The following is a 25,861-nucleotide window of genomic DNA, read 5'->3' on the forward strand; positions in this document are numbered from 1 at the left end:
TTCAAAATTTAAATGAATATTCTCTTTAAAGTCGCCGGAAAGCTTCGATATTGGTATTGGCAAATATCGGCCAGAATGTTGGCTAGAGTGCATGGCGTGGTTTTGGGTAGGGGATGCAAATTCTATGGCATGCCGATATTCTCCATCGCTAAAGATTCGAAAATAATAATCGGCGATAGAGTTGTTTTTTGCTCCGACTCAAGATTTACCGCACTTGGCGTCAATCATCCTGTTATTCTTAGAACTTTGCAGCCGGGGGCAGTGTTGATGATAGGGGACGACTGTGGGCTTAGCGGTACGAGTATTTGCGCCGCCAAGTACGTCAGTATCGGTAAGAGAGCGTTATTAGGTGCAAATGTGTCGATATTCGATACCGATTTTCATGCAAAGGCTTCGGATAATCGCAGATATTGCAAAGACCCGGTCAAAATCGCCGTAAAACCTGTTGAAATATCCGATGACGTATTTATCGGAGCCAATTCAATTATCGTAAAAGGTGTATCTATTGCTGCGAATAGTATTGTAGGAGCTGGCGCCGTAGTTGTGCGAGATATTGCGCAGTCAAAAATTTATGCCGGAAACCCGGCTAAGGAAGTCGGCAATGTCGATTAAAAAAATTCTCTACGTCCAGCATTCCGGAGCGAATGGTGGGGCTCCGATGAGTCTGTTCTATTTGTTGGAGTATGTCAGAAAGCAATACGACATCGTTGTTTACTTTATTACCGAGGGTCCGGCTGTGGAATTCTACCGAAAGGCCGGCATTCGTTGTGTCGTAGATAAGCGGCTTGGAAAGCTGCCCCATTGCACCATCGAAAATCAGTCGCTGAATCCATTCGGCGCAAAGTTTTATTACGATTTAAAAACTTATACGCGGCACTATCTAAAATTGCTCCCAGGCTATTTGGCAATGAAGCAAATCATTGCCGCAGAGAAGCCGAATATCGTGCATTTGAACTCCACGGTATTGATTTCAGAAGGCTTGGCGGTTAAGTCGATGAATATACCCTTGGTTTGGCACCTGCGGGACTTTTTGGAATATGGCAATTTCCGCTTACGCTATTCAGTGTTGCGGAATATCATCTCTTATTGTGCCGATGTAACGATTGGGTTATGTGAGTCCGAGTTAAAGCGGATAGGCCCGAGCAAGCGCGGCGTCGTGATTCCCAATTTCGTGAATTTCGATAAGTTCGATTACCGCAAGGCCCGGCCAGTGTTCTTAAGGCAAAAGCTTGGGCTTTCGGAATCCGCCAAAGTCATTGCAATACTGGGTTGGCACACGCCGGCGAAAGGTGCGTTGACCTTATTGAAAGCGTTCGCGGCAGTCGCCGATAGGCATCGCGATGCGGTATTGGTGTTTTTTGGTGAGGGTGCTAAACACGCGGACAGCAACCCAGTCAAAAAGCTACTGAGTAAGCTGGTTGGCAAAAAGAATTTGCGTTCTGAATTGCAATGGGTGATAGAGCAACACGGTTTACAAAGTCGGGTGTTTTTTCCGGGCGTGATTTTCGATATTGCAGATTATATTGCTGAAGTCGATATCGTCGCGGCTCCTTTCACCGAGCCGCATTTTGCCAGACCCATATTGGAGGCGGGCGCGATGCGAAAACTAGTGATTACCAGCGACATCGACGGCACTCGTGAGATGGTTTTGAATGGGAAGGCCGGGTTGTTGGCGAAGTCCGGTGATATTCTCGATTGGTCGAATAAACTGGATTTAGCGTTAACGACGAATAATCAGGAGAAAATCGATTCTATGTTCGAGAATGCTTTTAATACCTACAATTCGAATGTTAACGCTAGCCGAACGATAGATTTATATAGTTTTTTGAATTATGATTATTGAGTTTGAAAGTATTGCGTAACGCGGATTGTTTCTGTTTTATTAAATTATAATTAATAGATTGCTCGCTCATTGCGAGGTGGGTTTAAAAAAAGCAGGTGGTAATGTGATGCTTGGGTAGATTTGCTAATTCTTTATTGTCGGAGGACTTATGAGCTGGAAAACATTGTTTATGCTGGTGTTAACCAATAACAAATGGATTAGGTTAATGCTTAGGCGGGTGGAGCTGCTAGAGGACATCAAGTGGTTTCAGCTTTTAAGTCCATTGAACGGAAGATATGTGCCTTGGACAGGGTCTGCTATGAGGCCTGGTGCGCTCCAAATGATTTTGAATGATATAGCGGTAAATAGGCGAACCAAAATTGTCGAGTTGGGCGGTGGATTGTCTACAATATATATTTGTCGCCTCTTGAGTCAAATGCGATCCGATGGAGTGAGCCGCAAAATAGTTTGTATAGAGCACGATGATGAATGGGTTAAGATATTAACCGCTATACTTAAGGCTAACGAAATTCCGGATGATTTATTTGAGATAATGCATTGCCCTCTGATTTCCAGCGCGAATACAACTGGGAGTTCATGGTATGCTGAGAATGAGTTCATGAAGGCTGTTACGGATATTGAATTACTGTTGATCGATGGCCCTCCCGCCTACAGAAAGGAAATTGAAATGGCAAGAGAGCCCGCGCTGCCTTATTTTTACAGCAAGTTATCCGAAAATGCTTCGGTTTATCTCGATGATATAGATCGATCAGGAGAGAGAAAGGTTGCCTATAAATGGTGCAAAAAATTCAATATCTCTATTTCAGTGTATAGACTGAGAGGGAGCTTTGCTGTTTTTAGAAAGTCGGTTGGTCTTTTTAATGTTTAATCCACTGATGAAGAGTTGAGTTCGAATCGAGTAAGGTTTTTATGGAACACAATATTTTTCAGTGTTGATAAGATATTAATATGATCGAGATTGCTATTTTTTTTGTTGTCGCCGTTTTTTTATTTCTTATGCCTACGGCGATCCCCTATTTGGCGCTGCTATATTTGTTCATTAACGGACTTGCCAGTCGAGAGTTTGTCGGCAGCCTGAAGTTTACACTGGGAAGTGTTAATATTCTTCCACTTGATTTGTTGTATGCCGTATCGGTAGTTTTTATGATGATCTTTTTTGTAAAGAAGTTTTTCTTAAAAACTGCGGTATATCGGGACTCAGCAGAAGCGAATGTTGTTATATTTTTGATAGTTTTATATTTTCTGTTTTACATGGGTAAGTTAGTCAACGGGTTTTTGAGTAATGTTCCGTTGGATAGCTTGGTTCGAATGTTCATGTCAGATACTCAGCAGGTTTATTTTTTTCTGCCATTGGCTATTTATAGTATTGGCAGTCAGTTTAAACGATTAACTGTTGTTGTTATTGTGTTGTCAATATGTTTTCCTTTGTATCAGCCGTTTTTGTATGGCTCTAAAGATACAATGACGGCCTTGAGGGGGCAGGATACTCTGAGGCTCGGGTTTGGTGATGGTAATGTACTTTTAGGTTTAGGTGCAATTGCTCTTTTTTGCTGGGAGTATAAAAAATATCTTACATTTTTACCGCTTTCGGGTATTTTAATGTTAGGTCATCGTTCTGCTTTTATTTCAATAGCGCTCGCTTTTTCGGCGCTTTCCTTTTTTAAAGGAAATAAAATAAAAAACCTTGTATTGATAGGGTTGTCTGGTGTGCTTATGCTGGCGGCTTTGACTGCGATGCAGAGTTTTGCGAACATAAATATGTTAGATAAGCTAATAAGCCGTGTTGAACAAACATTCGAGCCTACAAAAACTACCATGGTTAGGGCTGCGGTTATTACAACCGTCATAGAAGAGGTTGATAAACGTCCTTTTACCGGCTTAGAGTATCGGGAGCTAAAGGAAATAATTAAACGTGCGGAGTTCAGTCCGAGGGATTTTAATATTTATCATCCCCATAATTTTATCTATTTGTTTTTGATGGGCGGAGGTTTTTTGGGCTCGGCTTTGTTGTTTTTGGTTATTGGAAGATCAATGACGGCCGCATATGTGCTCGCCAAAACCGACGAGTTTAAATTGCACGGTAGTTATCTTTTTTCTAGTATATTGTATTTTTTGATCTTCTCATTAATGAATACAACAATGACAACGGTCGGTTACGCTCTTTGGTTTTTATGTGGTTGTGTTTTCTGGTTTTTTAATAAATATAAAGCTACCGGAATCGAGTGATGAAGATTTGGATTTGTGTTCCTGTGTTTAATCGCGTTGAATTTACATTAAAATGCCTTTCTACTATTAAAAAGCAAAGTTTTCAAAGTTTTAATGTTGTTATTTGCGACCATGGCTCTACCGATGGTACGACAGAAAAGATTGGGCAGGCTTTTCCAGATATCGTGGTGTTGAAGGCAGATAGTAGCTTATGGTGGACCGGTGCCATAAATATCTGTGTTGAATATGTGTTACAGCATGCCGAGCCTGATGACTTTGTGTTGACGTTAAATAACGATACAGAGTTGCCGGAGGATTATTTAGCTGAAATGGCCGCTCAAGCAGTTAAATATCCGCATGCGTTGTTGACGTCAGTGGTTCACGACATAGCTACCGGTAAAAGAGTTAGAGAAGGATTTCGGCAGAGTTGGTGGGGAGCTAAAGACCGGGCGGTATATTTCGCTCAAGACCATTGTCCGAGTGATGAAAACGCGATGCTGGTTAGTCTGGTTTCCGGAAGAGGGACTTTGATTCCGGTACAGGTGTTTCGCCAAGTCGGTTTATATGACGAGGTTCATTTGCCGCATTATGCCGCCGATTATGACTTTGGGCATAAAGCTCGGAGAGCAGGCTACCCGGCATATGTCTTTCAAAGCTGCAAAGTATTTTCGTATGTCGATGCTACGGGTATGACAGCGGTGCGAGATCAATTTTCTTTTAAGAAATTAGTAAATTTTTTGTCCAATATTAAGTCGCCAGCGAATTTACGCGCGCGGTGGTGGTATGGTTGGAATAATTGCCCTAGGTATATTTTTCCATTTTATATTGTAATTGATTTGGCTAGGGTGTTGGTTGGCTACTTTAGGTACTTTATACGCGGTCAATCAGTTGCTTAGCGCGCGGCGTGAGTTTAACTATATTTATTTTTGAAAATAAAATTTCCGCAGGCTAAACAAAGATGTTTAATAATTTATTAGCTGCTGGGCGTCGCATACAAACACAGTTAAAATTAATGCGCTCAACGTCGATTACTCGGGTTGGAAGAGACTTACATATCGGCGCGCGCGGTCGTTTTTGGGCGCCGAATGAAATTACCATCGGCAATGGTGTGTATATTGGTAAGGATGTGTTGGTGGAAACCAATGCGGATATTGGCGATTACGTTTTAATTGCGAATCGAGTTGCGTTGGTGGGGCGGCGGGACCACGACTTTCGATGCGTTGGTATTCCGGTTCGGTTTTCTCCGTGGATAGACAGCAAATCGTCACCGAATCCTTATCGAAACGACAAAGTGGTGATCGGTGCCGATGTTTGGATTGGCTATGGTGCCATCATTCTGTCCGGCGTCACGGTTTCTCGCGGTGCGATTGTCGCGGCTGGGGCGGTGGTAACGAAAGATGTGGGGCCATATGAGATCGTTGCAGGTAATCCGGCCCAGAAGGTGGGTATGCGCTTCAAAGACCAAGAAACCATCGATACGCACGAAGCATCCATCACTTCCGGACGTTTCGTCTCGTCGGAAAGAGGTTACGAGCATTGGGTTATCGAACCAGGTAAAAATTCAATACTTGATTAATCGATTGGATAGGACATGAAAAAAGTCGTCATTTTGCAACATCGGTTGTTGCATTATCGCTTGGGATTATTCGAAGGCTTGCGTTCGGCCAGCGCCGCTCGAGGCATAGATTTGCATTTGGTTCACGGACAGCCAACCAAGCGCGAGGAAAAGAAACGCGATGTCGGCACTTTGCCTTGGGCCAGCGTCGTCGTTAATCGTTACGTGTCTATCGGGGGCAAGGATATTCTTTGGCAGCCCTATCCGGAGGAGCATCGCGATGCGGAACTTGTGGTGGTGATGCAGGAAAATCGTTTGGTGTCCAATTATCCCTGGTTGCTGTTGCGTGGGTTTCATAAAACGAAGTTAGCCTATTGGGGGCATGGACGTAACTTTCAGACTACGAAACCGAGCGGTTTGCGGGAAAGATGGAAGCAGTACATGGTCGATAGCGTCGATTGGTGGTTTGCTTACACTGATATGACCAGGGATATTTTAATCGCGGACGGTTATCCTGCCGAACGCATCACCGTGTTGGACAATGCGATTGACAACGAACGATTCGAAGCCGATTTGGCGACGATATCGGATGATAGATTGCGGGAAGTTCGTGCCGAGTTGGGTATCGGCGATACCAGTCGCGTAGGATTGTATTGCGGATCGCTTTATCCGGATAAGCGGTTGGACTATCTGGTCGCCGCGGCCGACCGGATTCGCGAGTCGATTCCGGATTTTCAGGTGGTGATTATTGGCGACGGGCCTAGCGCGGCGGATATTCAGGCGGCAGCGGAAAGTCGCCCGTGGTTGCATTGGCGGGGCGTTCGAAAAGGGGTAGAAAAAGCGGCCTATTATCGCCTGGCCGACGTAATATTGAATCCCGGCCTGGTTGGCTTGCACGTATTGGATGCGTTTTGCGCCGGTTTGCCGATGGTAACAACGTCCGACGCGCGACATAGTCCCGAGATCGCTTATTTGAAGGACGGTGAGAACGGATTGGTCGTTAACGGCGCTTCGGATGCTTACGCCGACGCCATTGTGACACTACTTGGGGATTCCGAAGCCTACCAGCGGATACGCGCCAATGCGTTGGCCGCCGCGCGTCGTTATACGTTGACGAATATGATCGATCATTTCGTTGACGGCATGGAGCGGTGTTTGGCGATGGAGCGTAAAAAATAGGGCAAGTTTTGCCCATAGGGTTTTGCTGGCTTCTGAGAGCGCCCAACGGAAAACTGTTTTTAAGGCAATTGTCCTGGGTTTGGCAATCGTATAATAAGGCACATTGCCGAGAACTAGTTTTCTGTGGCAGACCTTATGCCGAATTGGGAAAGTTCGGTCTTATAGGGATAAAAACTCTTCCTCGTGGCTGTTCTTTGGGGTCATCGGACATAAGAGTAGAAACCGTGTTAATCGTGCTAGCGGTTACTCAATTATTTATTCAGAGGATTTTGTCGTGACAACCTTTACAGACAGGTTGATGGGGATGCCCGTTTACACCGGGCCCCACGCAGACGTTTTGGCCGAAATGGCTAGGGCGATTTCAGCGGGCGAAACCGGCCGATACATCTCGATCACCAATACCGAATCGATGTATCACGCCTTGCGCCGCCCGGATCATTTAAAATTCGTTCAAAACGCTAACTTTTCATTGTGCGACGGCGTGGGCGTCATCGCGGCCGGTTATTTTTGGGGCTTGAAAATCAACCGTTATAATGGCCCGATCTTGCAATTGGATTGCAGTGAATACGGTCAGTCCAGAGGGTGGCGGCATTTTTATTACGGCGGCAAGGAAGGCGTCGCGGATTTAATGGCGGAGAAATTGAAAGAACAATTTCCGCAAATGCAGGTGGTCGGCACCTACTGTCCGCCGTTTCGGGAACTGACCGCCGAAGAGGACGAGGAAGTCGTTCGCATGATCAACGAGACCAAGCCCGATATCGTTTGGGTCGGCTTAGGTCTGGTAAAGCAGGAAGCCTGGATCGCCAAGCATTTGCACCGGGTTCGCGCGCCCTGGATGGTTGGGGTTGGCGCGGCCTTCGATTACCATTCCGGCGCGGTGCCGTGGGCGCCGGAATGGATACGCGCGCTGGGATTGGAGTGGGTATTCAGGCTGATCATACAGCCTAAGTTAAGGGCTAAGCGTTATTGGTGGTCGTTTATATTCGTCGCCGAGGCCGCCGCGGCTGGTTTAATGCGGCGGTTTCAGCGAGCAAAAGTTAATTGAAAAGGAGTAATGCGGTGGTTCGTGTAGCTGTTGTAGGTTTGGGAAAAATGGGGTTGTCGCATCTGGCGATTATTAATGCACATCCCGATGTGCAGGTAACGGCGATCTGCGACGCGACTGGCTACGTCCTGGACGTGTTGAATAAATATACCGGGGTGCCGACGTTCAGCGATTACGACGTCATGTTGCGGGATGCCGAACTGGATGCGGTGGTGATTGCCACGCCGTCCAGCATGCACGGCCCGATGGTTCGCAAGGCATTGGAAAAAGGCTTGCATGTATTTTGCGAAAAACCGTTCAGTCTCAATCCGCAAGAATCCGAGGAACTGGCCGGTATCGCGGCGCAAAAAGGCTTGGTCAATCAGGTGGGCTACCATTACCGATTTGTCGGTGTGTTTCAAGAGGTCAAGCGTTTGCTGGACATGAACTTGATCGGCGATATCTCCCACGTTCTGGCCGAGGCTTACGGCCCGGTCGTGATGCGTCCCAAAGGCAGTTCGTGGCGAACTCAGCGTACCGCCGGCGGTGGTTGTCTTTACGATTATGCGGCGCACCCGCTGAATTTGCTGACTTGGTATCTCGGCATGCCGCTCGGCGTTGGCGGCAGTGTCTTGAACAGCGTATTTTCTAAGGAGACCGATGACGAGGTCTTCGGTACCTTGTATTACCCCGGCGGTATGAATGCGCAAATCTCGGTGAACTGGAGTGACGAGTCTTACCGCAAAATGAGCACTAAATTCAGCATTTGGGGGGCCAAGGGTAGAATCATCGCGGACCGCCAGGAGTTGCAAGTTTATTTGCGCGATACCGCCACGATACCGGCCGGTTACCAACAAGGCTGGAATGTCAACAACACCACCGCGTTGACGGAAGAAGTCTGGTTTTATGTGCGCGGCGAGGAATACTCCGCGCAATTGGATTACTTCGTTAAATGTATCGCCGAAAAACGTGCCGAAAACGTCAACTCGTTTGCCAGCGCGGCCGAAACCGACAAAGTGATCGCGATGATGATTGCCGATGCCGAAAAGGGGCCGTCGGTGAAAAACGACGAAGCTTTGCCGGTTACCGCCCCTAAAAAAGGCGGGCTGTTTTCGTTCTTGAGCAATTGACGATAGGCTGGTTGTGATCGTTATCGCCCAGGCTGGCTGAGCACGGTGTTGTAGGAGCGGCTTTAGCCGCGATTACGGCGGTATGCGTTAACTTAGCCGTTCGTGGTGAGCTAGTTGAACCATTAACGACTTAATCACCCGCCCTTCGGTTTTGCTCGGGACGAATGGTTAAGCCTTAACTAAACGGTATTGGGGTAGAAAAGAGGTTAGCGAACTGTGGGTTCGTTTTCCTCGTCTTAACTTTCCGCAGAGCGAGGGGGTAATAAACAGGGAATTTGCCCGCTTTTAGCCTTTGACGAATTGCTACCCGTTTTTAACAGTTACCCCATGAAGGGGCTGGAGTAGATTAGATGGACCAATTACTTTTTGGCGACAATCAATTTTTTGGCGTCAATCATATGTCGGAAGAAAAGGCGCGTGCTCAGGCCATGCGTTTTCAGGACATCGGGGCCGTGATCGAGGTATTGGACAATGCCTACGACGAAGGCATCAAAACCTTTATGTGTACCACGCACGAGCGGATAGCCTTGGTTTGCGACCACATGCGCGCCAACCCAACACGTTACGCCGATTATAAATTTTACCCTTGCATGCCTTATGCGCATAAATACGCCAATGCAATGACCGATCACGGTTTGTTGGGGGCGATCAAACACTTCTTGCCGGAAGAAGGCTTCCTGGATTCGGCTATGCGTGGCGGTATGTCATTGGCAAAAAAAGACATCGAAGGCATCACCACTTTATTGATAGACGCCGAGATGAAAATGTTCGCTGGCTTGCAAACACCGGTGATTTTCTTGCAGAACGTGGTCGTCGACTTTTTGCTGGGCCTGGGTTTTAACGAAGCCTTCCGGATATTTGCCAACCACGTCAAGGCGAGATACGGCGCCGAGCCCGGCTTTATCACGATGAATATGCCGAGGCTGTTGGATGTGTTGGAGGAATTGGGTGTCGAGAATCCCATCGTTTGCGCGAATATCAATAAAGTAGGATTCAGGATGTCCGGCGGATTCGAGGCCTACGAAACGGCCTTGAAAGAGAAAAAATTTCGAGCCATCGCGATGTCGGTATTCGCCTCCGGCGCCATCCCAGCCAACGAGGCTATCGAATGGGTCTGTGCCCAGCCGAATATCGAATCGATTGTCTTTGGTGCTTCCAGCAAAGGCAATATTCGGTCTACCCGCGAGTTGGTTGATCGGTATTGGCCTCGGAATTGATTTGCCGTCGCGAAATGGTTTTCACCACGACGTATACCTCCTCGCTCCAATAATGTCGTAACGCTAAGGATTGACCGTTCGTCCTGAGTCTGTCGAAGGGCGATTGGTTAAGCCGTTCATGGTTCGACAAGCTCACCACGAACGACTTAACTTAACGGCATTGCCCTACGGGAGAGGGGGGGCAAAAAACCGAACTTTGAAGTGCGATTACCATAGTAAATATACTTGTCACTGTTCGGAGTCTAGCAAAAGTCAGCTCGCGATCAAGAGTAAACTAACTTCTTCCGACTGCTGAATAATTGCGTACCATCAATTAAATTGCCGAAAATCTTTGAACGCGGAATTTAAGCTTAATTTGTACCATATTATTTAATCAAGCCAATATCGGCTGGAATAGTTTGAAAGCCGATGCGCTTTGCCGGCGATTCGGCACAAAAGACTGCTTGTTTGCCAACAATGCTAACGCATGGGTCAGCGATCGAGCTATCTTTTTCGACTCCTAGGTTAATCCAGTCTTGCCAATTAATGATCGATTTTTTCGTGCCTTTCTCGCTGAAGAAGTAATTGACAGCGACCTTGCCGGCGGTAGACCACACGATATTATTTCCTATTACAGTACCCATTGTGGGTAACCAGTATCGGAAGATTTGGCCATCTGATTTGCTGCTGACCACGACATTCCGCTCTATCCGGTTCCCTTCCGGCCAGATTTTGTTTGTCATAGGTGCCGCCAACTCAGGGTATTTTTGTTGCCAGTGTGCCGTTTTGTAGGGCGATGTATCCAATTTCTTTTGATTTTCACTCCAATTGAAGGTTTCAACCATTTGCGAGACCCAAATTGCCGAATCATTGGTGACGATTAGGTTATCGTGAATCTTGTTATCTCTTCCTCCATGTATGTGGATAGCGACAGATCCTGCGTTTTTGAATATATTGCCGCTGACATCGAAACCGCTGGCACCGTCATCCAAATACACGCCCATCGAATAATTCGGAGATTGGTAAATAGCCTGATTGTTGGCAATATCCACACTCTTCATACCATAACCGATCACCTCGTGAAGGTAATTGTTACGGATGATATTGCCTCGGGCCGACCAGTCCCGGCCCGTATAGATGGCCCCACAATCGGCCGCTTGCAGGCAAAAGTCGTGAATTTCATTTTTTTCAATTAAATGATCATTTCCTGTAAGAATGATTGCGTTGCTAGGCCCATATTCCAGCAAGTTATTGGTGACGATATTGCCAACGCCGTTTATTTCGATGCTTGGTCGATTCATCAATAATATTTGGCCGGTTTGGCCTATTTGATTGTTTCGTATTGTGTGTCCGGATACTTGTAATAGGTTTTTATCTCCCCCGGACACCACCATGCCTTGAGTCCCGGTATCGTGAACCTTGCTATTCGCCAGGGTTACGCGGCGGCCGCTCTTAATCTCCAGGCCTTTACTGCCGGTCTGACTTATTTCCACGCCATCGAAAAGCACATTCGAGGCATTCTTGACAATCACGGCCGTGTCGTCGCTATGTTTGAACTTTAATCCTTTGAAGCTGACATTGGCTATGTGATCGGCAATAAGCAAGTTCGGTAAAACACTAACTATCGCGGTACCGGGGGTGCTGTTTGCGCCGGCCTTTTCCGGCGGAATTAAAATGACCTCTTTGGCTTGGCGGTCGAAATACCATTCACCTGGCATATTCAGCAGTGCGCGCAAATTGCGCAGATAAAAACGTCTGCCGGATTGCAGCTTATATTTCGCGGGACTCGCGGTTTTGATGGTGTTGGCCGTGCTATCGATGGTTTCGACGCCAACATATTGATCGAACCAATCGTTGCCGGGGAAAATATGCAGTTGCGCATCGTAGACATCTTGACCCAGTGGTGGTAGCGATTCCATCGCGCTAAAACTGCTTTTGTCGTCGAATGGCAGTTTGATGTGCGCCCATTCCTGATCCGGCCAGCGTGCCAGGGTCATACGCTGGTCACCGACATAAACGTCGAAGGTCGGTGCGTTGCCCTGAATCCGGTCGCTATCGATAGAGTCGGTTTTGACAGGTACTTTCGAAAACGGACAGTGCCACAAATTGTCGGCGCCTGATTTGCATTGAATGGCTTGTCCACCGCTCAATATCGTGTCTGCACCGGGTTGAGCTTGCCAGACGATTTCGTGGTTCGGCGTACCGGAATCGGTGTCGTTAAACAGCAAAGAATGGTCCAGATAATAGGTGCCGCCAGCGATATTGACTTGAATGGTCTCGTCAGGTCCCCGGCTTTGTTTTGCAGTCCGGATTGCTTGCTGCGCCCGTTCCAGCGTTTTGAAAGGGCCGTCGTTTCCGGATTCATTGGGAAACTGGCGAGTTCCGGACCACGCATCGTTTCCATTCTGGCCGACAAAGTAATCCAAGGCCGCGGCTGGTGTGATGAAAACGATGAACGCCGTGGTGGTCAAGCTAAGGATCGGAAATTTCATAATGCGTTGTCCTGTGTCTAACAATTTTGATGAAACCGTACTCCGCAAGAAAAAACAAACGGCTAGGAGAGGGATTGGGCCGCGATGTTGAGTACCAGTGTAGTATAGAGGCCCTGGGGTGAGAGCCGTTCCATTGACCTAACGGTCATGAAAACGCTGCATTCCCCCGGCAAATGAAAGTTAGTGGCGTGGGAGCGGCTTTAGCCACGATTGACAGCCTTCCGACACTGGATGGGCTACCGGCCGTTCGGTGACTTTCAGAGTGACGATCTGAAAATGCTGTATTCCCCCGGCAAATGAAAGTCAGTGGCGTGGGAGCGGCTTTAGCCGCGATTGACAGCCTTCCAATACCGGATTGGGTGGCGGCGTCCGGTGGCTTTCAGAGTAAATCGTAGGTTAGAACCGTTACCTGGAAAAGCCTATCGCCTTGTTGGCGTTCACGGTGCGTGGCTGGATTCGCTTCGTGGCACGGTCGAGAAATCTAATAGTTGTAAAGGGAGTAATGCTTAACTTCGCGGTACCAGGGCAAGTGCCAGCTATTCTTGACTAACTATTTCCCTGTCGCGCCCTTGTGATCACAAGGGCGGCAGTTCCTGGGACTGAGGGTTCTCGCGTGTCGGGCGCCTAAAACCCGCAGGCTTCAGTTTTTCAAGCTTATTTTGCCAAGCCCATATCGGATGGCAGGCTTTTGATGCCCAGTCGGGTAATCGGCGAGTTGTCGCAGGTCAATCGAACCGTGCTGCCTACGATTGTTAGGCAAGGATCTTCGTTCAAGCTATCGGTTTCTAACCCTTGGGCAATCCAGTCGCTCCAAAGTGCGCCACCTTTCAATGCCCCGGTATCCGGTATTCTATAATCCACTCGAATGTCGCTGCTCGCGTGCCATGCTAAATTGTGATCTACTTGATTGCTTTCCGAAGCCAGTTGGTATCTTAAGGAGTAGCCTTTATAAGCCGTCGAGATTACAACGTTATGCTGAATAGTATTCCCTTCCAACCAGGTGTCGTGCGCCATCGGCTGAGTCAGTTCGGGATATTTAGTTTGCCATAATTCGCTATCAATAGGCATGGTTAACAATGACGCCCGATTCCAGTCCCAGTTGTAATATGGACTATACATCGACACCCATAAGCCAAACTTATTGGTTTTGATAATGTTATTTTCAACTACAGTGTCCCTGCAATTACCCAATTGAATGGAGTTGCTTCCGGCATTGACCAGTAGGTTGCCTAATACAGTGGTTCCGCTCAGGCCGTCGTCCAAATACACGCCTCTGGCACCTGTGTAGGTGTACTGAATTATATTTTTGGCGATATCCACATTCGCCAACCCGTAGCCATAAGAGTCATGGATGTAGTTGTAACGGATGATATTGCCTCGAAATGTCCAGTCGCGCCCAGCGTATATGGCTCCGCAATCATTGCTGTTTTGGCAAATCGAATAAATTTCGTTTTTTTCGATTACGTGGTCATTGCCGGCAAAGCGTATGCCGCCGCTAAGCCCTTGTGCAATTAAGTTGTGAGAGACGTGAGTTGCAACGCCTCCTATTTCCACACCGTATATCATTAGGTTGGTGCTGAAATTGTAAATTTTGTTGTTATAAATGCTGTTACCGGAAGCTTGCAATGTCGGTCTGTCGCCACCGGTTAGAGCGATGGCGCCAGTTCCGGTGTGATGAATAGCGCTGTTGGATATTGTGATATTGGTATTGTTATCATCGACAATGCTTTGCTCGTCGGCCGCAATGCCTTTCCCGCCAACATTATTGATTTCCAAGCTGTCGAAGGCCAGGCTGTCGGAGTTTATGATCGTGATCGCGTCGCCGGTGCTGTGCCTGAGTGTCAAGTTTTCGAAGCGTATATGGCTTGCGTCGGTCAGGTTAACTAGGTTTTTTGTCGACGAAATAACCGGCGATTTGGGGATCGAATCGTAAGGTGGAATGAAGAATAGCTGGGCATTATCCTTGTCGTAAAACCATTCGCCGGGGGTGGTCAGAAAATCCTTGGCGTTTTGCAGATAAAAACGTCGACCTTCGGCTAATTCATAGTTGCTTTCAGAGGCCAAGGTGATTTTATTGTTGGCTTGATCCAGGATTTTTACGCCCAAGTATTGATCATAATAATCGTTACCGGGAAAAATATGTACTTGCGCATTGCTCAGGTCTCCGGAGAAGGTTGGCAATTTCTGGAAAACGCTGAATTGGGTTTTAGCGTTCGACGGAGTCTTGATGTAAAGCCAGCCGTAGTCCGGATAACGGGCCGGTTGCATGCGGGATTCGTTTAAGAACATTTCGAACGCCGGGCCATTGCCCTTAATGCGGCTGTTGTCTTCGGCGGTTATGCTGTCGGTTATTGTGGAGTCCAGAGGGCAACTGAGGATTTGTTCGGGATTTTCGGCGTCGTAAGCTTGACAGCCTGTTAACAGTAGGCCGCCGGTAATCAACGTGGCGCCTTTTTCACCAAGCCAAGTAATGTCCTTACCGGCTTCTCCTGAATCGGCCTCGGTAAACTCCAACGGGGCTTTCAGTTGGTAGACGCCGGCGCTTATATGTACCGTCACCGCTTCGGTCAGATTGCCGGCGGCTTTCAGGTCGCGTATCGTTTGTTGGGCTTTGGCGAGGGTTTTGAACGGTCCGGTTTTGGTGGCAGTGTTTATTGTTGTGGACGATCCGTCCAGCCTGTCGTCCCCGTTCCTGGCAACGTAAATGTCCTTGGCTAGGGATACCGAACAGAAACAAAGCGACGCGGCACTGACTATCAGTCTTATTGACATAAACTTCTCCTAAAAGCTGGCTTGGCATACCTATGTTTCGCCGACCATGGCTTGCAAGCGGTTAAAAATATAATGAATTCGGGGAGGGTGTGTTTCCGTCCTGGGATACGAGGATACTTTAGGATTATTACAAGGATGGGGTTAGGTCTATATAGCACAGAAGGTCAATTTCTCCAACCCCTGGCGATCTGTTACCCGTGGTGCTATTCCCAGCGGCAGTGTTTTCCTGGCCGCTTCTGGATGTAGGAGCCGCTGCGTCGCGAAGGCGCGTAAAAGGCGGGGAATGGTGTTTTCTGGCTACTGATCATTCCGGTCTGGAACGAAAAAGAATTTTATCTTTAGCATTTCCAATGCCGGTAGGTCATTCCCCGTATGCGGAAGGTTGGGAGGAAATTACCTCAAATCAATAGGTTGTTTTACCTCCGCAGACTCGGATGGTTTGGTTTGGCATGGTTCCCGTTTGGACAGGCAAGAGGTTCGCTTCAACACTCAAGCATTTCCTCCTGATAGCCGACGATCTCTGATGAACATCGAGCAATCTATTTTTGCAAGTCAGACTTCTTGTTTTAACAGGCGCCATTGATTGTTGGACAGTCAGGCGTTTAATTTGAACACTGGATGATTTTTGTTTGACAGCGGGGCTTCCGTGATTGCAGCGCACGCCCCACGGGCTATCGGCGGCGGTTGTATGTTGTTTGTGAATTGAGGGCTGTTTATCGGAGAACGTCCGATGTTGATCGCGGAACGCTGGATGCCCATTGGAGAATTCTGTGTGTTGATCGGTCGGTTGCGGATGTTCTACGTAAATGTCCGCGTGTCGCTAACGGATGTCGGCCTGTTCGAATGGCGTCGTTGGTTGTTGCAGCTAAAGCGTTGGGTCTTATGATTCGACCTTTTGAGGTTTTGCTTTGAAAGCCTTTTGGCAAAGTAGGGACGCGCGGGAGCCGGAATGCTCTTAACTGCGGCAACGCTAATTCCGGCTGGGCGTGTTAGCTTTGCCGGGGTGTTGTGCCCGGCAAAGCCGTTAAACAAGCGTGTTAATCGCTACTTGGGATTGTTGTCGGAAGACGAGCCTGGCGTCTTGCGGGCAAAGCGTTTGCCCAAACTATCCAGATGCTCATCCAGGGAGCCGTCCTTGCCGGCTAGTTTGGCGGACTGATAGACAACTAGCGTTTGGGTATAGGCGTCGCTGCCCGCCGCTAAAAAAGTATCTTCCATTTTTTTCATCAGTTGTCTCATAGCCATCATCAGGGGTTCCAGATTTCTGACCATTTCGACATCGGCGCGGTATTCGTCCAGATCGAAGATACGCGGCAGAATACCTGTGTTTTGCGTGGCCAATGCCAGGCCTTGATCGACGAAGGCTCGGCTCTTGCCGCCCATTTTAGGCAGCCCCTTTCTATCTTCTATCGATAAGTCGATTAAAAACGGTAGCTGGGCCTGTATGTCTCCTATCAGTTTTAATACGGCTTCTTGTTGGTCTGGGAGTAGTTCTCCTTTAATCGTAAGCGGTCCTTTAACAGCATCTGTATAAACAGCTCGAAAGGAACGAAGATAGTGTCCACTTATAATCAGGTGGACACCTATGAAGGAGCATAACACGCGATTATCGCGGCCATTAATCGTGGGGCACGGGCGAGACGGCCGTTGCCTTTATGATCCGGAAGCCAAGCGGGAGCTAGTGAAAGTTTGCTTGCATTCGGGCACATCGGTTGCCAAGATCGCTCTGCAATACGGTATCAATGCCAATCTGCTGCGCAAGTGGATGGGGCATTACCGAGAAACAGGACATCCGAATCCGAACAGTCCATTAACGTTGCCGGCTTTTGTGCCCGTTCAGTCGCTGAGCGCAGAGAAACCGGCTGAGTCAGCGCTCAGTGCGGAGTTGCCCAACGGCGTTAAACTCGCGTTACAGCCTGTCGCACTGAGCGACCTGCCGGTGATTTTGAAGGCGTTGGCCGAGCTGCCATGTTTCGTTTCGACGCAGGATTGAAGGTCTACCTGCACCGCGAGCCGGTCGACGGCCGCAAGGCCATCAATGGTTTAGCGCTGCTGGTTGAGCAGGCATTAGGCTTGAATCCGTTCGAGCCGGCCATCTACGTGTTCAGCAACCGCCGGCGGGATCGGATCAAACTGCTGTTGTGGGACCGCACCGGTTTTTGGTTGATGCTCAAGCGGCTGGAAGCCGACCGTTTTCACTGGCCGAAAGAGGCAGCAGTTGTGATGTTGACGGTCGAGCAACTCCACTGGTTGTTAGCCGGTATTGACTTGGCCGCGATGCGGCCGCATCCGGCACGAACCTATACCCAAGTGGGCTGAAACGCGGATGTAAAGCCGGTAAAATAACGGCATGACGCCCACCATCACGCTGTCCACCGAAGACTACCAAGCCTTGCTGGCCGAGCAGCAACGGCTGGCGAGTCAACTGCGGTTGGTGACGGTCGAGCGGGATTTATTGAAAGAACGTGTGGATGCCTTTCTGCATAGGCTGTATGCCGCAAAATCCGAGGCGCGGGCCAATCCGGCCCAGCGCGACCTGTTCCTGAACGAAGCCGAAGTGTTGGCGCCGAACGGTGCTCCAATCGCCGAGGAAGCCACGCCCGAAGCGGTCGAGGTGGCCGGTCACCGCCGTAAGAAACGCGGTCGCAAACCGCTCGATCCGCATCTGCCGCGTGAGATCGTGCGCCATGAATTAGCGGAAGCCGAACGCATCTGTGCGCATGACGGTACTCGTCTGGTGGAAATCGGCGCTGAAATCAGCGAGCAGCTCGACATCGTGCCGCAACAGGTGCGAGTCATTCAACATCACCGCGTCAAATATGCCTGCCCGTGCTGCGATGAAAGCATTCGCGTGACGCCGGCACCGGTTCGCATCATCCCCAAAGGCTTACTCACCGAAACGGCATTAGCCTGGGTCGTCACCGCCAAATACCAGGATAGCCTGCCGCTGTATCGGCAAGCCGCGCTGTTGAGCCGTTTCGGCGGCGATCTGTCGCGCAACACGCTGGCGGCTAGCATGGTGCGGGTTGGCGACGCAGTGCAACCCATCATCAACTTGCTGCGCGACCATCTGCTCGATGCCGATCTGATCCTGGGCGACGAAACCGTGGTTCAAGTGCTCAAAGAATCCGGCCGAGCCGCGCAAAGCAAAAGCTATCTGTGGGCACAAATGACCGGCTCCGGACCGCCGATTCGGCTGTTCAGCTACACGCCGGGGCGCGGCGGAACGCATGCGCAGCCGTTGTATGAAGGCATCAAACCCGGCGCGGTACTGATGAGCGACGGCTATGAGGTGTATAACGCCATTGCAGCCAGCCGGGGTGCGATTCACCTCGGCTGTTGGGCGCATGCGCGGCGTTATTTTGTCGAGGCCGAAGCCGCCATTCCTAAAGCCGCGCGCGGCCCGGAGCAACTGGCGACGCAGTTTATCGCGGCGATGGGTGAACTGTACGCGATTGAAACTCAGACGGAAGACCTGAGCGTCGAACAGCGTGGGCAGCGGCGCCAGGAGCAAAGCCGACCGGTTTTGGTCAAAATCGAAGCCCTGCTGCTACAACATCTGCATGCGGTAATCCCCGGTAGTTTGCTGGGCAAGGCTTTGCATTACTTGTCATCGCAGTGGTCCAAACTGATCCGCTTCGTCGACAACGGCGCTTGGCCCATCGACAACAACCTCTGCGAAAACGCCATACGCCCCTTCGTGGTGGGCCGCCGCAATTGGTTGTTTTGCGATACGGTGGCCGGCGCCCGTGCCAGCGCTAATCTTTACTCGTTGATCGAAACCTGTAAGGCCAATAGCGTCGACCCTTACACCTATCTGGTCGATCTGTTCCGAAAGCTTCCCACCGCAAAAACTGTCGAAGAGTTCGAAGCGCTGTTGCCTTGGAATCTCGACGCCCTAACGGACTAATCGTACGCCAACGGTTAAGTCATTGTCCGTTTCAGTTCTAGTGCGTCCTTCAAAGATCGCTTACCTTTAATCAATTCGCTGGACATCATAACCTCCGAGTTTAGAAAGAATTTGGCGTTTGCCGTTTTGAAATGAACCTAGGGAAATGATGGGCGTTAGATGTTTTGGACAGAAAACGCCGCGAAACAATGCTGGGCATTGTTCAAAAATGACGAATTCCGTGGACTCGACACGGAGTATAGCGGAGGAAGTGCCAATGTCGCGGCAAACGCGAAAAGCAATTCGACATGGTCTGGGTTGACCGGCCGCGATTGGGTTGCGCGGATCGCAGGTAGGTGGGGTCGGCCTGTAAGACGAGGCTTACCTAAATGTACTTTGGTCTAATGTTGCTTGCTTTACCGACTCCGTAAACTGTGACGCAAGTTTAATCATTCAGGAGTTAAATTCATGCAAGTCGTAAAATCACTTCTGCTGGCCGGCTTTGTCGTACTATCCGCATCCAGCGTATCGGCGGTCCAAGCGAGTACCGTTTTAACGCCGGCCTCGGCAACCGTGATCAACCAGTCGGTTGCGGACGGTTCGTTTCAGGACGTTTACAGCTTTGCGATCGACAACGCCTATAGCGCCTACAACTTGTCCGGCGCCTTGAGCTTTCAATCTATTCAAACCGTGGTCAGCTTGACTAGCGATTTTGCGTCGCCGTTGGTGACCAGTACCACTGGCATCGCCAGCGCTAGCGTCGAGTTGCTGGATTCGTCCGCTGCTCTCGTTGCGACCGGTTCGTTGAGTTCTTTCTCGAGCGCGTCCGCGCCGACTTTGGTTTCTTTGCCGATCCCCGGTTTCCCGTCGTTTTATCAAGCATTGTTGACGACGTTCAATACCATTACGTTGAACAACGTCCCGGTAATCGGCGCGGGCAATTACTTCCTGAAAGTGCAAGGGTTGGCATTTAATAGCGGTACGTATACCGGTAGCTTGAGCGTATCGCCCATCGTGCCTGCTGCGGTACCTCTGCCGGGCGCCGCGTGGGCGTTCCTGACCGGTTTGTTGGGGGTATTGGGTGTACAACGCCGCCGTTTGATGAAAGCCTAGGCTTACGCATTGCTCGCCTCAAAAAGCCGGCGGTAATGCCGGCTTTTTTATGTGCGGCATATTGTCGCTGTTGCGGTGCCGAGGTGATAAATGCCAGTCGAAGATCAATGGCAGTGGCGTGCGACATGCTTTTATAAAGCAAGGCGATGATGGGGGTATGATCGATCTAAATTTACTGGTAGATTTTGCGAGTTCGCCGCTGGGAGCAGGCGTTTATTTCACAGAGGCTTTCGGCATCAATGATCGAGGTCAAATCATTGTCAAAGACTCTTGGTACGGTGCGGAATCATTGACTCCGATTGCGAGTGTACCCATCCCAGGTTCAATCTGGTTATTTGGTAGTGTTTTCATTTTGCTTGTTAATTCTTTGTCAGATTCTCCACGAGTTCGTCATGCCCGCCGGGAAGCGGGCATCCAGAGCCAAGGATGGTAGGCTCGAACCCATCCATGGTGCCTGGATTCCGGCGATCCATGCCGGAATGACAACTTACAGAAGAAGTAACGCCGGTTCGTTTGGGGGGCGTTTTGCTTTGGCCGGAATGGGATTCTGGCCTAAACTGGTAGTCTCGTGGGTTGGAATGCGCCTGGTCTGATTGTTTCGGTTAGAGATTTGTAGATTTTCGACAAGAATCAGCTACACTAAAAACCACGGGATCAATTGGATAAAGCGATTCCGTTAACGATATCGAATAGTCTATATGACGAGGAGGTTTGCGACAGTGTCTCTAACTTATATTTCTGTACTCGGTCGTTAAGACCTTTATTGATTCGTGGAATCAAATACCTAGAAAATACCAACGAACCCCGAAGACGCAAAATCTTCGGGGTTTCGTGTTTTAAGTGTCCAGCGATGCCGGAGAGTCGATGGGGATATGTTTGTTATCTCTCCCAATTGCGTTGACAAATGCGCGTGTTTTGCTTCGAATTGCCGGTTTGAACGGCGAATCCGACGGATGGCATTAGCTCATTGATCGCTTTCCCGGCAAAAACAAGCTTGCGGATAGCATTAACGGGCCTGTTGAAATGGTTCCACGCATGCCCTTTGGGTCGCCGGTAGGGTCTCCGTCATAGCAAAATCAAAAAGTCCAGGGTGTCGCCTACATCTTTAACACTTTAGTAAAGTCGCGGAGAAACGAAGAGCTATCCAAATTTCAGCATTGGCATTCCGGTGTTTGCCAGACGTTGAGCTAACGCTCAAGAAACTGCTACGTCGCCCCGGCAAATGAAAGTCAACGGCGTGGGAGCGGCTTTAGCCGCGATTGACAGCGTTCCGACACCGAATTGGGTGACCGCGTTCGGTGACTTTCATAGTAAAAAAGATGGAAAGGTATTAATCACAATAAAGTTATGGTATTTTGTTCCGGCGTAACTTGCGTGTTAAACCAGGAGGATTCGTTATGAAAGCTTGTCCTATTTTAGGTGTCATACTGCTTTTGGTTGCAAGCTCAACCAAAGCGGATTTTATTTATCAGCCGTTTAGCGGTAACGAACAGAACCCTTATTGGGGTGGGTTCGGAACCATTTCCATCCCTATTGCGATCACCGAGGATTTGGGCAACGGCTTATTTAGCTTTTTCGCTGCAAATTCCTACGATTGTTGCGGGTTTTCGGGCATTAACGGGACGTTAAGTTACGAAAATGGTGAGGTCACTCGTTGGGATTTCACAAGCTATCGGGGCGATGCGCGCATAGCAACTTATACTAGCGTGAGTCGCTTCGACGGGACCAATTTTTTCGAATCTTACTCGGTAAGCGACACCGGCAGCGGCTTTCCAAGCGACGGTGGCGTAGTGTATTCCAGCGCGCCGGGAACTTGGACTTACATTGATGTCCCGCCGCCACCGCCGCCGCGAATCGTTCCGATACCCTCATCTTTGTTCTTGTTTGTGTTGGGTATGGTGCAAATTGGGCTACTCCGGGTGCGCCGAGGTTTTTCAATTCCCATCCAACTCGCTCCGTTGTTTACTATTGGGACGTCGCGCTTCGGTTTCTAACCTATCCGCTTATCCGCTTATCCGCTTGGCAAGCCGGCCGGCGCTGTCACGGGCGCCGGGCCGTCACAGGATTGACGCGCACATCGTCGTAACGTCACTATATACGCCTTCGGCTGTTCAAATTTTGGTACATCCGCCCTCTTGCTCTTCGGAGGGCTGCCAGAGTCGGAGAATGAGAAAATTGGAAAATAGGCGTGCGGTGATTTTTGCCATTAAAGGACTATGTATGGAAACCTCCGAAATCAGAAAATACGAGTCTAAATCAATTGCTGAGTGCAATCCATCCGTACTCGCGCGGCAGCGAGGCCGCTTTGTCTTTGGGAGCTAGCGAAATTAACGGCGACGACGGTAGACAGTTTCTCGGGCGGTTAGCTGACTTGACGGGGGCGGCGTGGCGGCGGCGGACATGACCGGCCTGTCGGCTTTGGGCGGTAACAGCCTGCTTGAAGTGCAAGCAGGAGAGACCGAGGCACAGGCGCCCAGCCTGTCCGACTCCGGCTTACTGAGCAATATCAATGATGCCAATACCTGGTTATTTCCAGGCCACACGGCCGGTGCATGGCAAAATCCGTTTAGTTTTGCCGCGATTAAAACGAATGGTGCGGTGATAACCTGGGGTGGGACTACGGATTATTCCGGGGAGATGGCTAGCCAGCTCAACGGCGAGAAGGATGTCGTGCATGTGTATTCGTCCGGCGCCAGTTTCGCCGCCTTGCATGCGGACGGTTCCGTGTCGGTTTGGGGCGCAAGCCTCGGCGATTACCGCGACGCGATGCAAGCGCTGGACGGCAGCGTGCCGGCGCTACAAATGTTCTCGACCCAATTCGGCGCGTTTGCGGCGTTGCGCGCGGACGGATCGTTGGTGACCTGGGGTTCCATCGCCGCTTTCAACAGTTCGGACCCGATCGCGGCGCAACTGGACGGCACGATCGATGTGGAACAAGTGTTTTCAACCAGCCAGGATTTCGCCGCCTTACGTGTCGACGGGTCGGTGGTGACCTGGGGTTCGTCGTATTATGCCGGCGATAGCAGCGGCGTGGCCGGTCAGTTGGACGGTACGGTCGATGTCCTGGACATTTCTTCTACCGGCTATGCTTTTGCCGCGCTTCGCGCCGACGGCTCGGTCGTTACTTGGGGATTTTCACCGTTCGGCGGCGATGCTAGCACGGTCGCCGGTCAACTCGATGGCTCGCTGGATGTGCTGAGCATCGCGGCGAATTTCGTATCCTTCGCCGCTATTCGCGCCGATGGTTCGGTGGTGACTTGGGGCGAATCGACGTGGGGCGGTAACAGCGGCGCGGTTGCCGATCAATTGGACGGCACTGTTGACGTGGTGTGGATTTTTTCCTCGTTGTATGCGTTCGCGGCATTGCGTTCCGACGGTTCGGTGGTGACCTGGGGACGGGCATCCGACGGTGGCGACAGTCGTTCCGTGGCAAGCTCGCTGAACGGCACGGTGGACGTGGCGGATATCTACGCGACCGAGAATGCGTTTGCCGCGGTGCGTGCCGACGGCTCGGTCGTGACTTGGGGCGATGCGCAATACGGCGGCGACAGCTCGGCCGTGGCGGACGAAATCGACGGGACTATCGACGTGATGAAAGTTTGCGCCACGAATGGCGCCTTTGCCGCGTTGCGGGCCGATGGCTCGGTGGTGACGTGGGGCTATGCGTTCACGGGCGGCGACAGTAGTACGGTCAGCGCCGCATTGGATGGCACGGTCGATGTCGTGCAACTGGTCAGCAGTGGCGTGGCGTTTGCAGCGTTGCGGGCGGACGGCTCGGTAGTGACCTGGGGCGACTCGCAATTCGGCGGCAATAGTACTGCGGTCGCCGCCGAATTGCGGAAAAACGTGCTCGAGCTAGCCACCGTCGAGGATGACCGTCATTTGACGTTCGCGGTGAATCAATTGCCGGTGCTGTCGGGCGTCGACGATGCGACCTTCGCCGGGCCGTTCCAAAGCCGGACGCCGCAAATCGTGGACGGCGACGTCGGTGTCAGCGATGCCATTACCAATAACTTGGTGCGCGGGCAATTGCTGGTTTCCTACGATCCCTATTTCGCGGGCTCATACAGCGACAATCTGTCTTTCGTGGATGGCGTGGGCGGTATCGAAGTGTCCGGGCGGGCGCTGTCCTTCGACGGCCATGCATTCGCCGAGTTGGATGCGATAGAGAACGGGGCGCACGGCGGGCGATTGGTTTGCCACTTTACGACCGATTATGCGACGCCGGCCGCGATCGAGGCCTTAATCCAAGCCTTGGCCTACCAAAACGACCCGCAAGCCAATTCCTATAATTCGGAGTCGCGGGTTCTGACGATCCGCATCAGCGACGGCGAGGGGCAGACCAGCAGTCCGGTTCAAATCACCATCCATACCGTGGCAACCACGGTCGGAAACGATGACGCGATAGGCTATTTTGGCGGGGACCGGGCCGATGCGATCTTCGGTTTGGGGGGTAACGATACGTTGAACGGCCTGGCGGGCGACGATTGGCTCGACGGCGGGACCGGCGCCGACAACCTGATCGGCGGGGCCGGTAACGACACCTATATCGTCGATAACCTCAAGGACAAAATCGTGGAACTTGCCGGGCAGGGCGTCGATACCGTGGAAGCCGGCGTTAGCTTTACGCTGACCAAGTTTTTGGAAAATCTCACACTGACCGGCGCCAACTCCATCGCCGGGAAAGGCAATAGCTTGGCGAATACGATCACCGGCAATAGCGGCGGCAACGTACTGACCGGTGCCGCCGGCGACGACACGCTGGACGGCGGTTTGGGCAACGATAGCCTGCTGGGTGGAGCCGGCAACGATTGGCTGCTCGGTAGCTTGGGCGACGACCTGTTTAACGGCGGAGCCGGTATCGATACCGTCACCTTTGCCGAGGCCGGTAATGGCGTATCAGTGAGTTTGCTGACCAGCGGCACGCAAGCGACCGGCATGGGCAACGACCGTTTCGTCGGAATAGAAAACCTGATCGGCGGCGATCAAGCGGATTATCTAAGCGGCGGCAACGTCGGTAATCGTCTGGACGGCGGCGGCGGCAACGACGTGCTACGCGGTTTGAAAGGTAAGGATGTGTTGATCGGCGGCGATGGCGAGGACATCTTCGTTTTTGATACCAAGTTTTCGAAGGCCAATCTCGACAACATGCTGGATTTCGCTAGCGGAACCGACCGTATTCAACTAGACGATGCCGTCTGTAAGAACATGGGTGGTTTAGGTCCATTGGCAATGGACGACGAGCGATTTTACCTGGGCGCTAACGCCCACGATGCCAGTGACAGGGTGGTATACGATCCATCCTCCGGGACGTTGTATTACGATGCCGACGGAACCGGCGGCGCGGCGGCGGTTCCGATCGCTTTAGTAGCCAACCATGGCCCGGTCGTCGCGACCGACCTTTGGATTGCATGAGCGGCCGGAGGCGTTAGTCCGGGGCCGGGCTTGTAGGCGCACGAATCG

At 50.6% G+C, this 25,861-nt stretch carries 20 protein-coding genes; 17 read left to right on the top strand and 3 right to left on the bottom strand.

All coding sequences use genetic code 11. From position 1 onward, the window contains the following. Positions 1-12 precede the first annotated feature (12 nt). The 10 genes from ACQE3E_RS03235 to ACQE3E_RS03280 all read left to right on the top strand — a co-directional run bounded on the left by ACQE3E_RS03235 (position 13) and on the right by ACQE3E_RS03280 (position 10,153). Positions 13-612, top strand: a complete 600-nt coding sequence (locus ACQE3E_RS03235) for an acyltransferase (protein WP_313729091.1) — start codon at positions 13-15, stop codon at positions 610-612. Further along, positions 602-1,843, top strand: a complete 1,242-nt coding sequence (locus ACQE3E_RS03240; protein WP_313729090.1) for a glycosyltransferase — start codon at positions 602-604, stop codon at positions 1,841-1,843. Before ACQE3E_RS03235 ends, ACQE3E_RS03240 begins: the two co-directional genes overlap by 11 nt. 148 nt (positions 1,844-1,991) lie before the next feature. Further along, positions 1,992-2,711, top strand: a complete 720-nt coding sequence (locus ACQE3E_RS03245; protein ID WP_313729089.1) for a class I SAM-dependent methyltransferase — start codon at positions 1,992-1,994, stop codon at positions 2,709-2,711. An 80-nt stretch (positions 2,712-2,791) separates the two neighbouring features. After that, positions 2,792-4,069, top strand: a complete 1,278-nt coding sequence (locus tag ACQE3E_RS03250) for an O-antigen ligase family protein (RefSeq protein WP_313729088.1) — start codon at positions 2,792-2,794, stop codon at positions 4,067-4,069. Next, positions 4,069-4,944, top strand: coding sequence for a glycosyltransferase family 2 protein (locus ACQE3E_RS03255; protein WP_313729087.1), 876 nt, complete (start codon positions 4,069-4,071; stop codon positions 4,942-4,944). The genes ACQE3E_RS03250 and ACQE3E_RS03255 overlap by 1 nt, the downstream gene beginning before the upstream one ends. A gap of 62 nt (positions 4,945-5,006) precedes the next feature. Then, positions 5,007-5,624, top strand: a complete 618-nt coding sequence (locus tag ACQE3E_RS03260) for a CatB-related O-acetyltransferase (protein ID WP_313729086.1) — start codon at positions 5,007-5,009, stop codon at positions 5,622-5,624. A 15-nt stretch (positions 5,625-5,639) separates the two neighbouring features. Then, entirely contained in the window at positions 5,640-6,782 is a 1,143-nt protein-coding gene (locus tag ACQE3E_RS03265) for a glycosyltransferase family 4 protein (protein ID WP_313729085.1), read from the top strand. Positions 6,783-7,056: 274 nt separating this feature from the next. Further along, positions 7,057-7,827 (top strand): WecB/TagA/CpsF family glycosyltransferase, encoded by a 771-nt coding sequence (locus tag ACQE3E_RS03270; RefSeq protein ID WP_313729084.1) that lies wholly within the window; start codon positions 7,057-7,059, stop codon positions 7,825-7,827. Positions 7,828-7,841: 14 nt separating this feature from the next. Then, positions 7,842-8,936: a Gfo/Idh/MocA family protein gene (locus tag ACQE3E_RS03275; RefSeq protein WP_313729083.1), complete on the top strand. Its 1,095-nt coding sequence runs from the start codon at positions 7,842-7,844 to the stop codon at positions 8,934-8,936. Positions 8,937-9,286: 350 nt separating this feature from the next. Beyond that, positions 9,287-10,153 carry a hypothetical protein gene (locus ACQE3E_RS03280; RefSeq protein ID WP_313729082.1) on the top strand — a complete coding sequence of 289 codons (867 nt, stop codon included), beginning with the start codon at positions 9,287-9,289 and terminating at the stop codon, positions 10,151-10,153. A 365-nt stretch (positions 10,154-10,518) separates the two neighbouring features. Here ACQE3E_RS03280 and ACQE3E_RS03285 read toward each other — a convergent pair whose 3' ends face one another. The 3 genes from ACQE3E_RS03285 to ACQE3E_RS03295 form a co-directional block, all read right to left on the bottom strand. Further along, on the bottom strand, positions 10,519-12,624 hold the full coding sequence (locus ACQE3E_RS03285) for a right-handed parallel beta-helix repeat-containing protein (protein WP_313729081.1): 2,106 nt from the start codon (positions 12,622-12,624) through the stop codon (positions 10,519-10,521). Between the two features lie 654 nt (positions 12,625-13,278). Then, the gene (locus ACQE3E_RS03290) at positions 13,279-15,138 is read right to left on the bottom strand and encodes a right-handed parallel beta-helix repeat-containing protein (RefSeq protein WP_313729080.1); all 1,860 of its coding nucleotides are present in this window, start codon (positions 15,136-15,138) and stop codon (positions 13,279-13,281) included. A 1,302-nt stretch (positions 15,139-16,440) separates the two neighbouring features. Further along, on the bottom strand, positions 16,441-16,779 hold the full coding sequence (locus tag ACQE3E_RS03295; RefSeq protein WP_313729078.1) for a hypothetical protein: 339 nt from the start codon (positions 16,777-16,779) through the stop codon (positions 16,441-16,443). A gap of 202 nt (positions 16,780-16,981) precedes the next feature. On the opposite strand from ACQE3E_RS03295, the gene ACQE3E_RS03300 reads away from it, so the two are divergent. The 7 genes from ACQE3E_RS03300 to ACQE3E_RS03330 all read left to right on the top strand — a co-directional run bounded on the left by ACQE3E_RS03300 (position 16,982) and on the right by ACQE3E_RS03330 (position 25,813). Next, positions 16,982-17,389 (top strand): transposase, encoded by a 408-nt coding sequence (locus ACQE3E_RS03300; RefSeq protein ID WP_231883784.1) that lies wholly within the window; start codon positions 16,982-16,984, stop codon positions 17,387-17,389. Continuing rightward, positions 17,365-17,715, top strand: a complete 351-nt coding sequence (gene tnpB / locus ACQE3E_RS03305) for an IS66 family insertion sequence element accessory protein TnpB (protein ID WP_313727828.1) — start codon at positions 17,365-17,367, stop codon at positions 17,713-17,715. Before ACQE3E_RS03300 ends, tnpB begins: the two co-directional genes overlap by 25 nt. A gap of 31 nt (positions 17,716-17,746) precedes the next feature. Next, positions 17,747-19,306 carry an IS66 family transposase gene (gene tnpC / locus ACQE3E_RS03310; RefSeq protein WP_313728405.1) on the top strand — a complete coding sequence of 520 codons (1,560 nt, stop codon included), beginning with the start codon at positions 17,747-17,749 and terminating at the stop codon, positions 19,304-19,306. A 447-nt stretch (positions 19,307-19,753) separates the two neighbouring features. Beyond that, complete coding sequence (locus tag ACQE3E_RS03315; protein ID WP_313729077.1) at positions 19,754-20,398, top strand: hypothetical protein; 645 nt, start codon at positions 19,754-19,756, stop codon at positions 20,396-20,398. 157 nt (positions 20,399-20,555) lie between these two features. After that, positions 20,556-20,831, top strand: a complete 276-nt coding sequence (locus tag ACQE3E_RS03320; RefSeq protein ID WP_313729076.1) for a hypothetical protein — start codon at positions 20,556-20,558, stop codon at positions 20,829-20,831. Positions 20,832-21,795: 964 nt separating this feature from the next. Continuing rightward, entirely contained in the window at positions 21,796-22,392 is a 597-nt protein-coding gene (locus ACQE3E_RS03325; RefSeq protein ID WP_313729075.1) for a hypothetical protein, read from the top strand. 406 nt (positions 22,393-22,798) lie between these two features. Next, positions 22,799-25,813, top strand: coding sequence for a hypothetical protein (locus tag ACQE3E_RS03330; RefSeq protein ID WP_427501220.1), 3,015 nt, complete (start codon positions 22,799-22,801; stop codon positions 25,811-25,813). Positions 25,814-25,861 lie beyond the last annotated feature (48 nt).

It is taken from the genome of Methylomonas sp. MED-D (assembly GCF_050276835.1).
GTDB classification, from domain to species: Bacteria; Pseudomonadota; Gammaproteobacteria; order Methylococcales; family Methylomonadaceae; genus Methylomonas; species Methylomonas koyamae_A.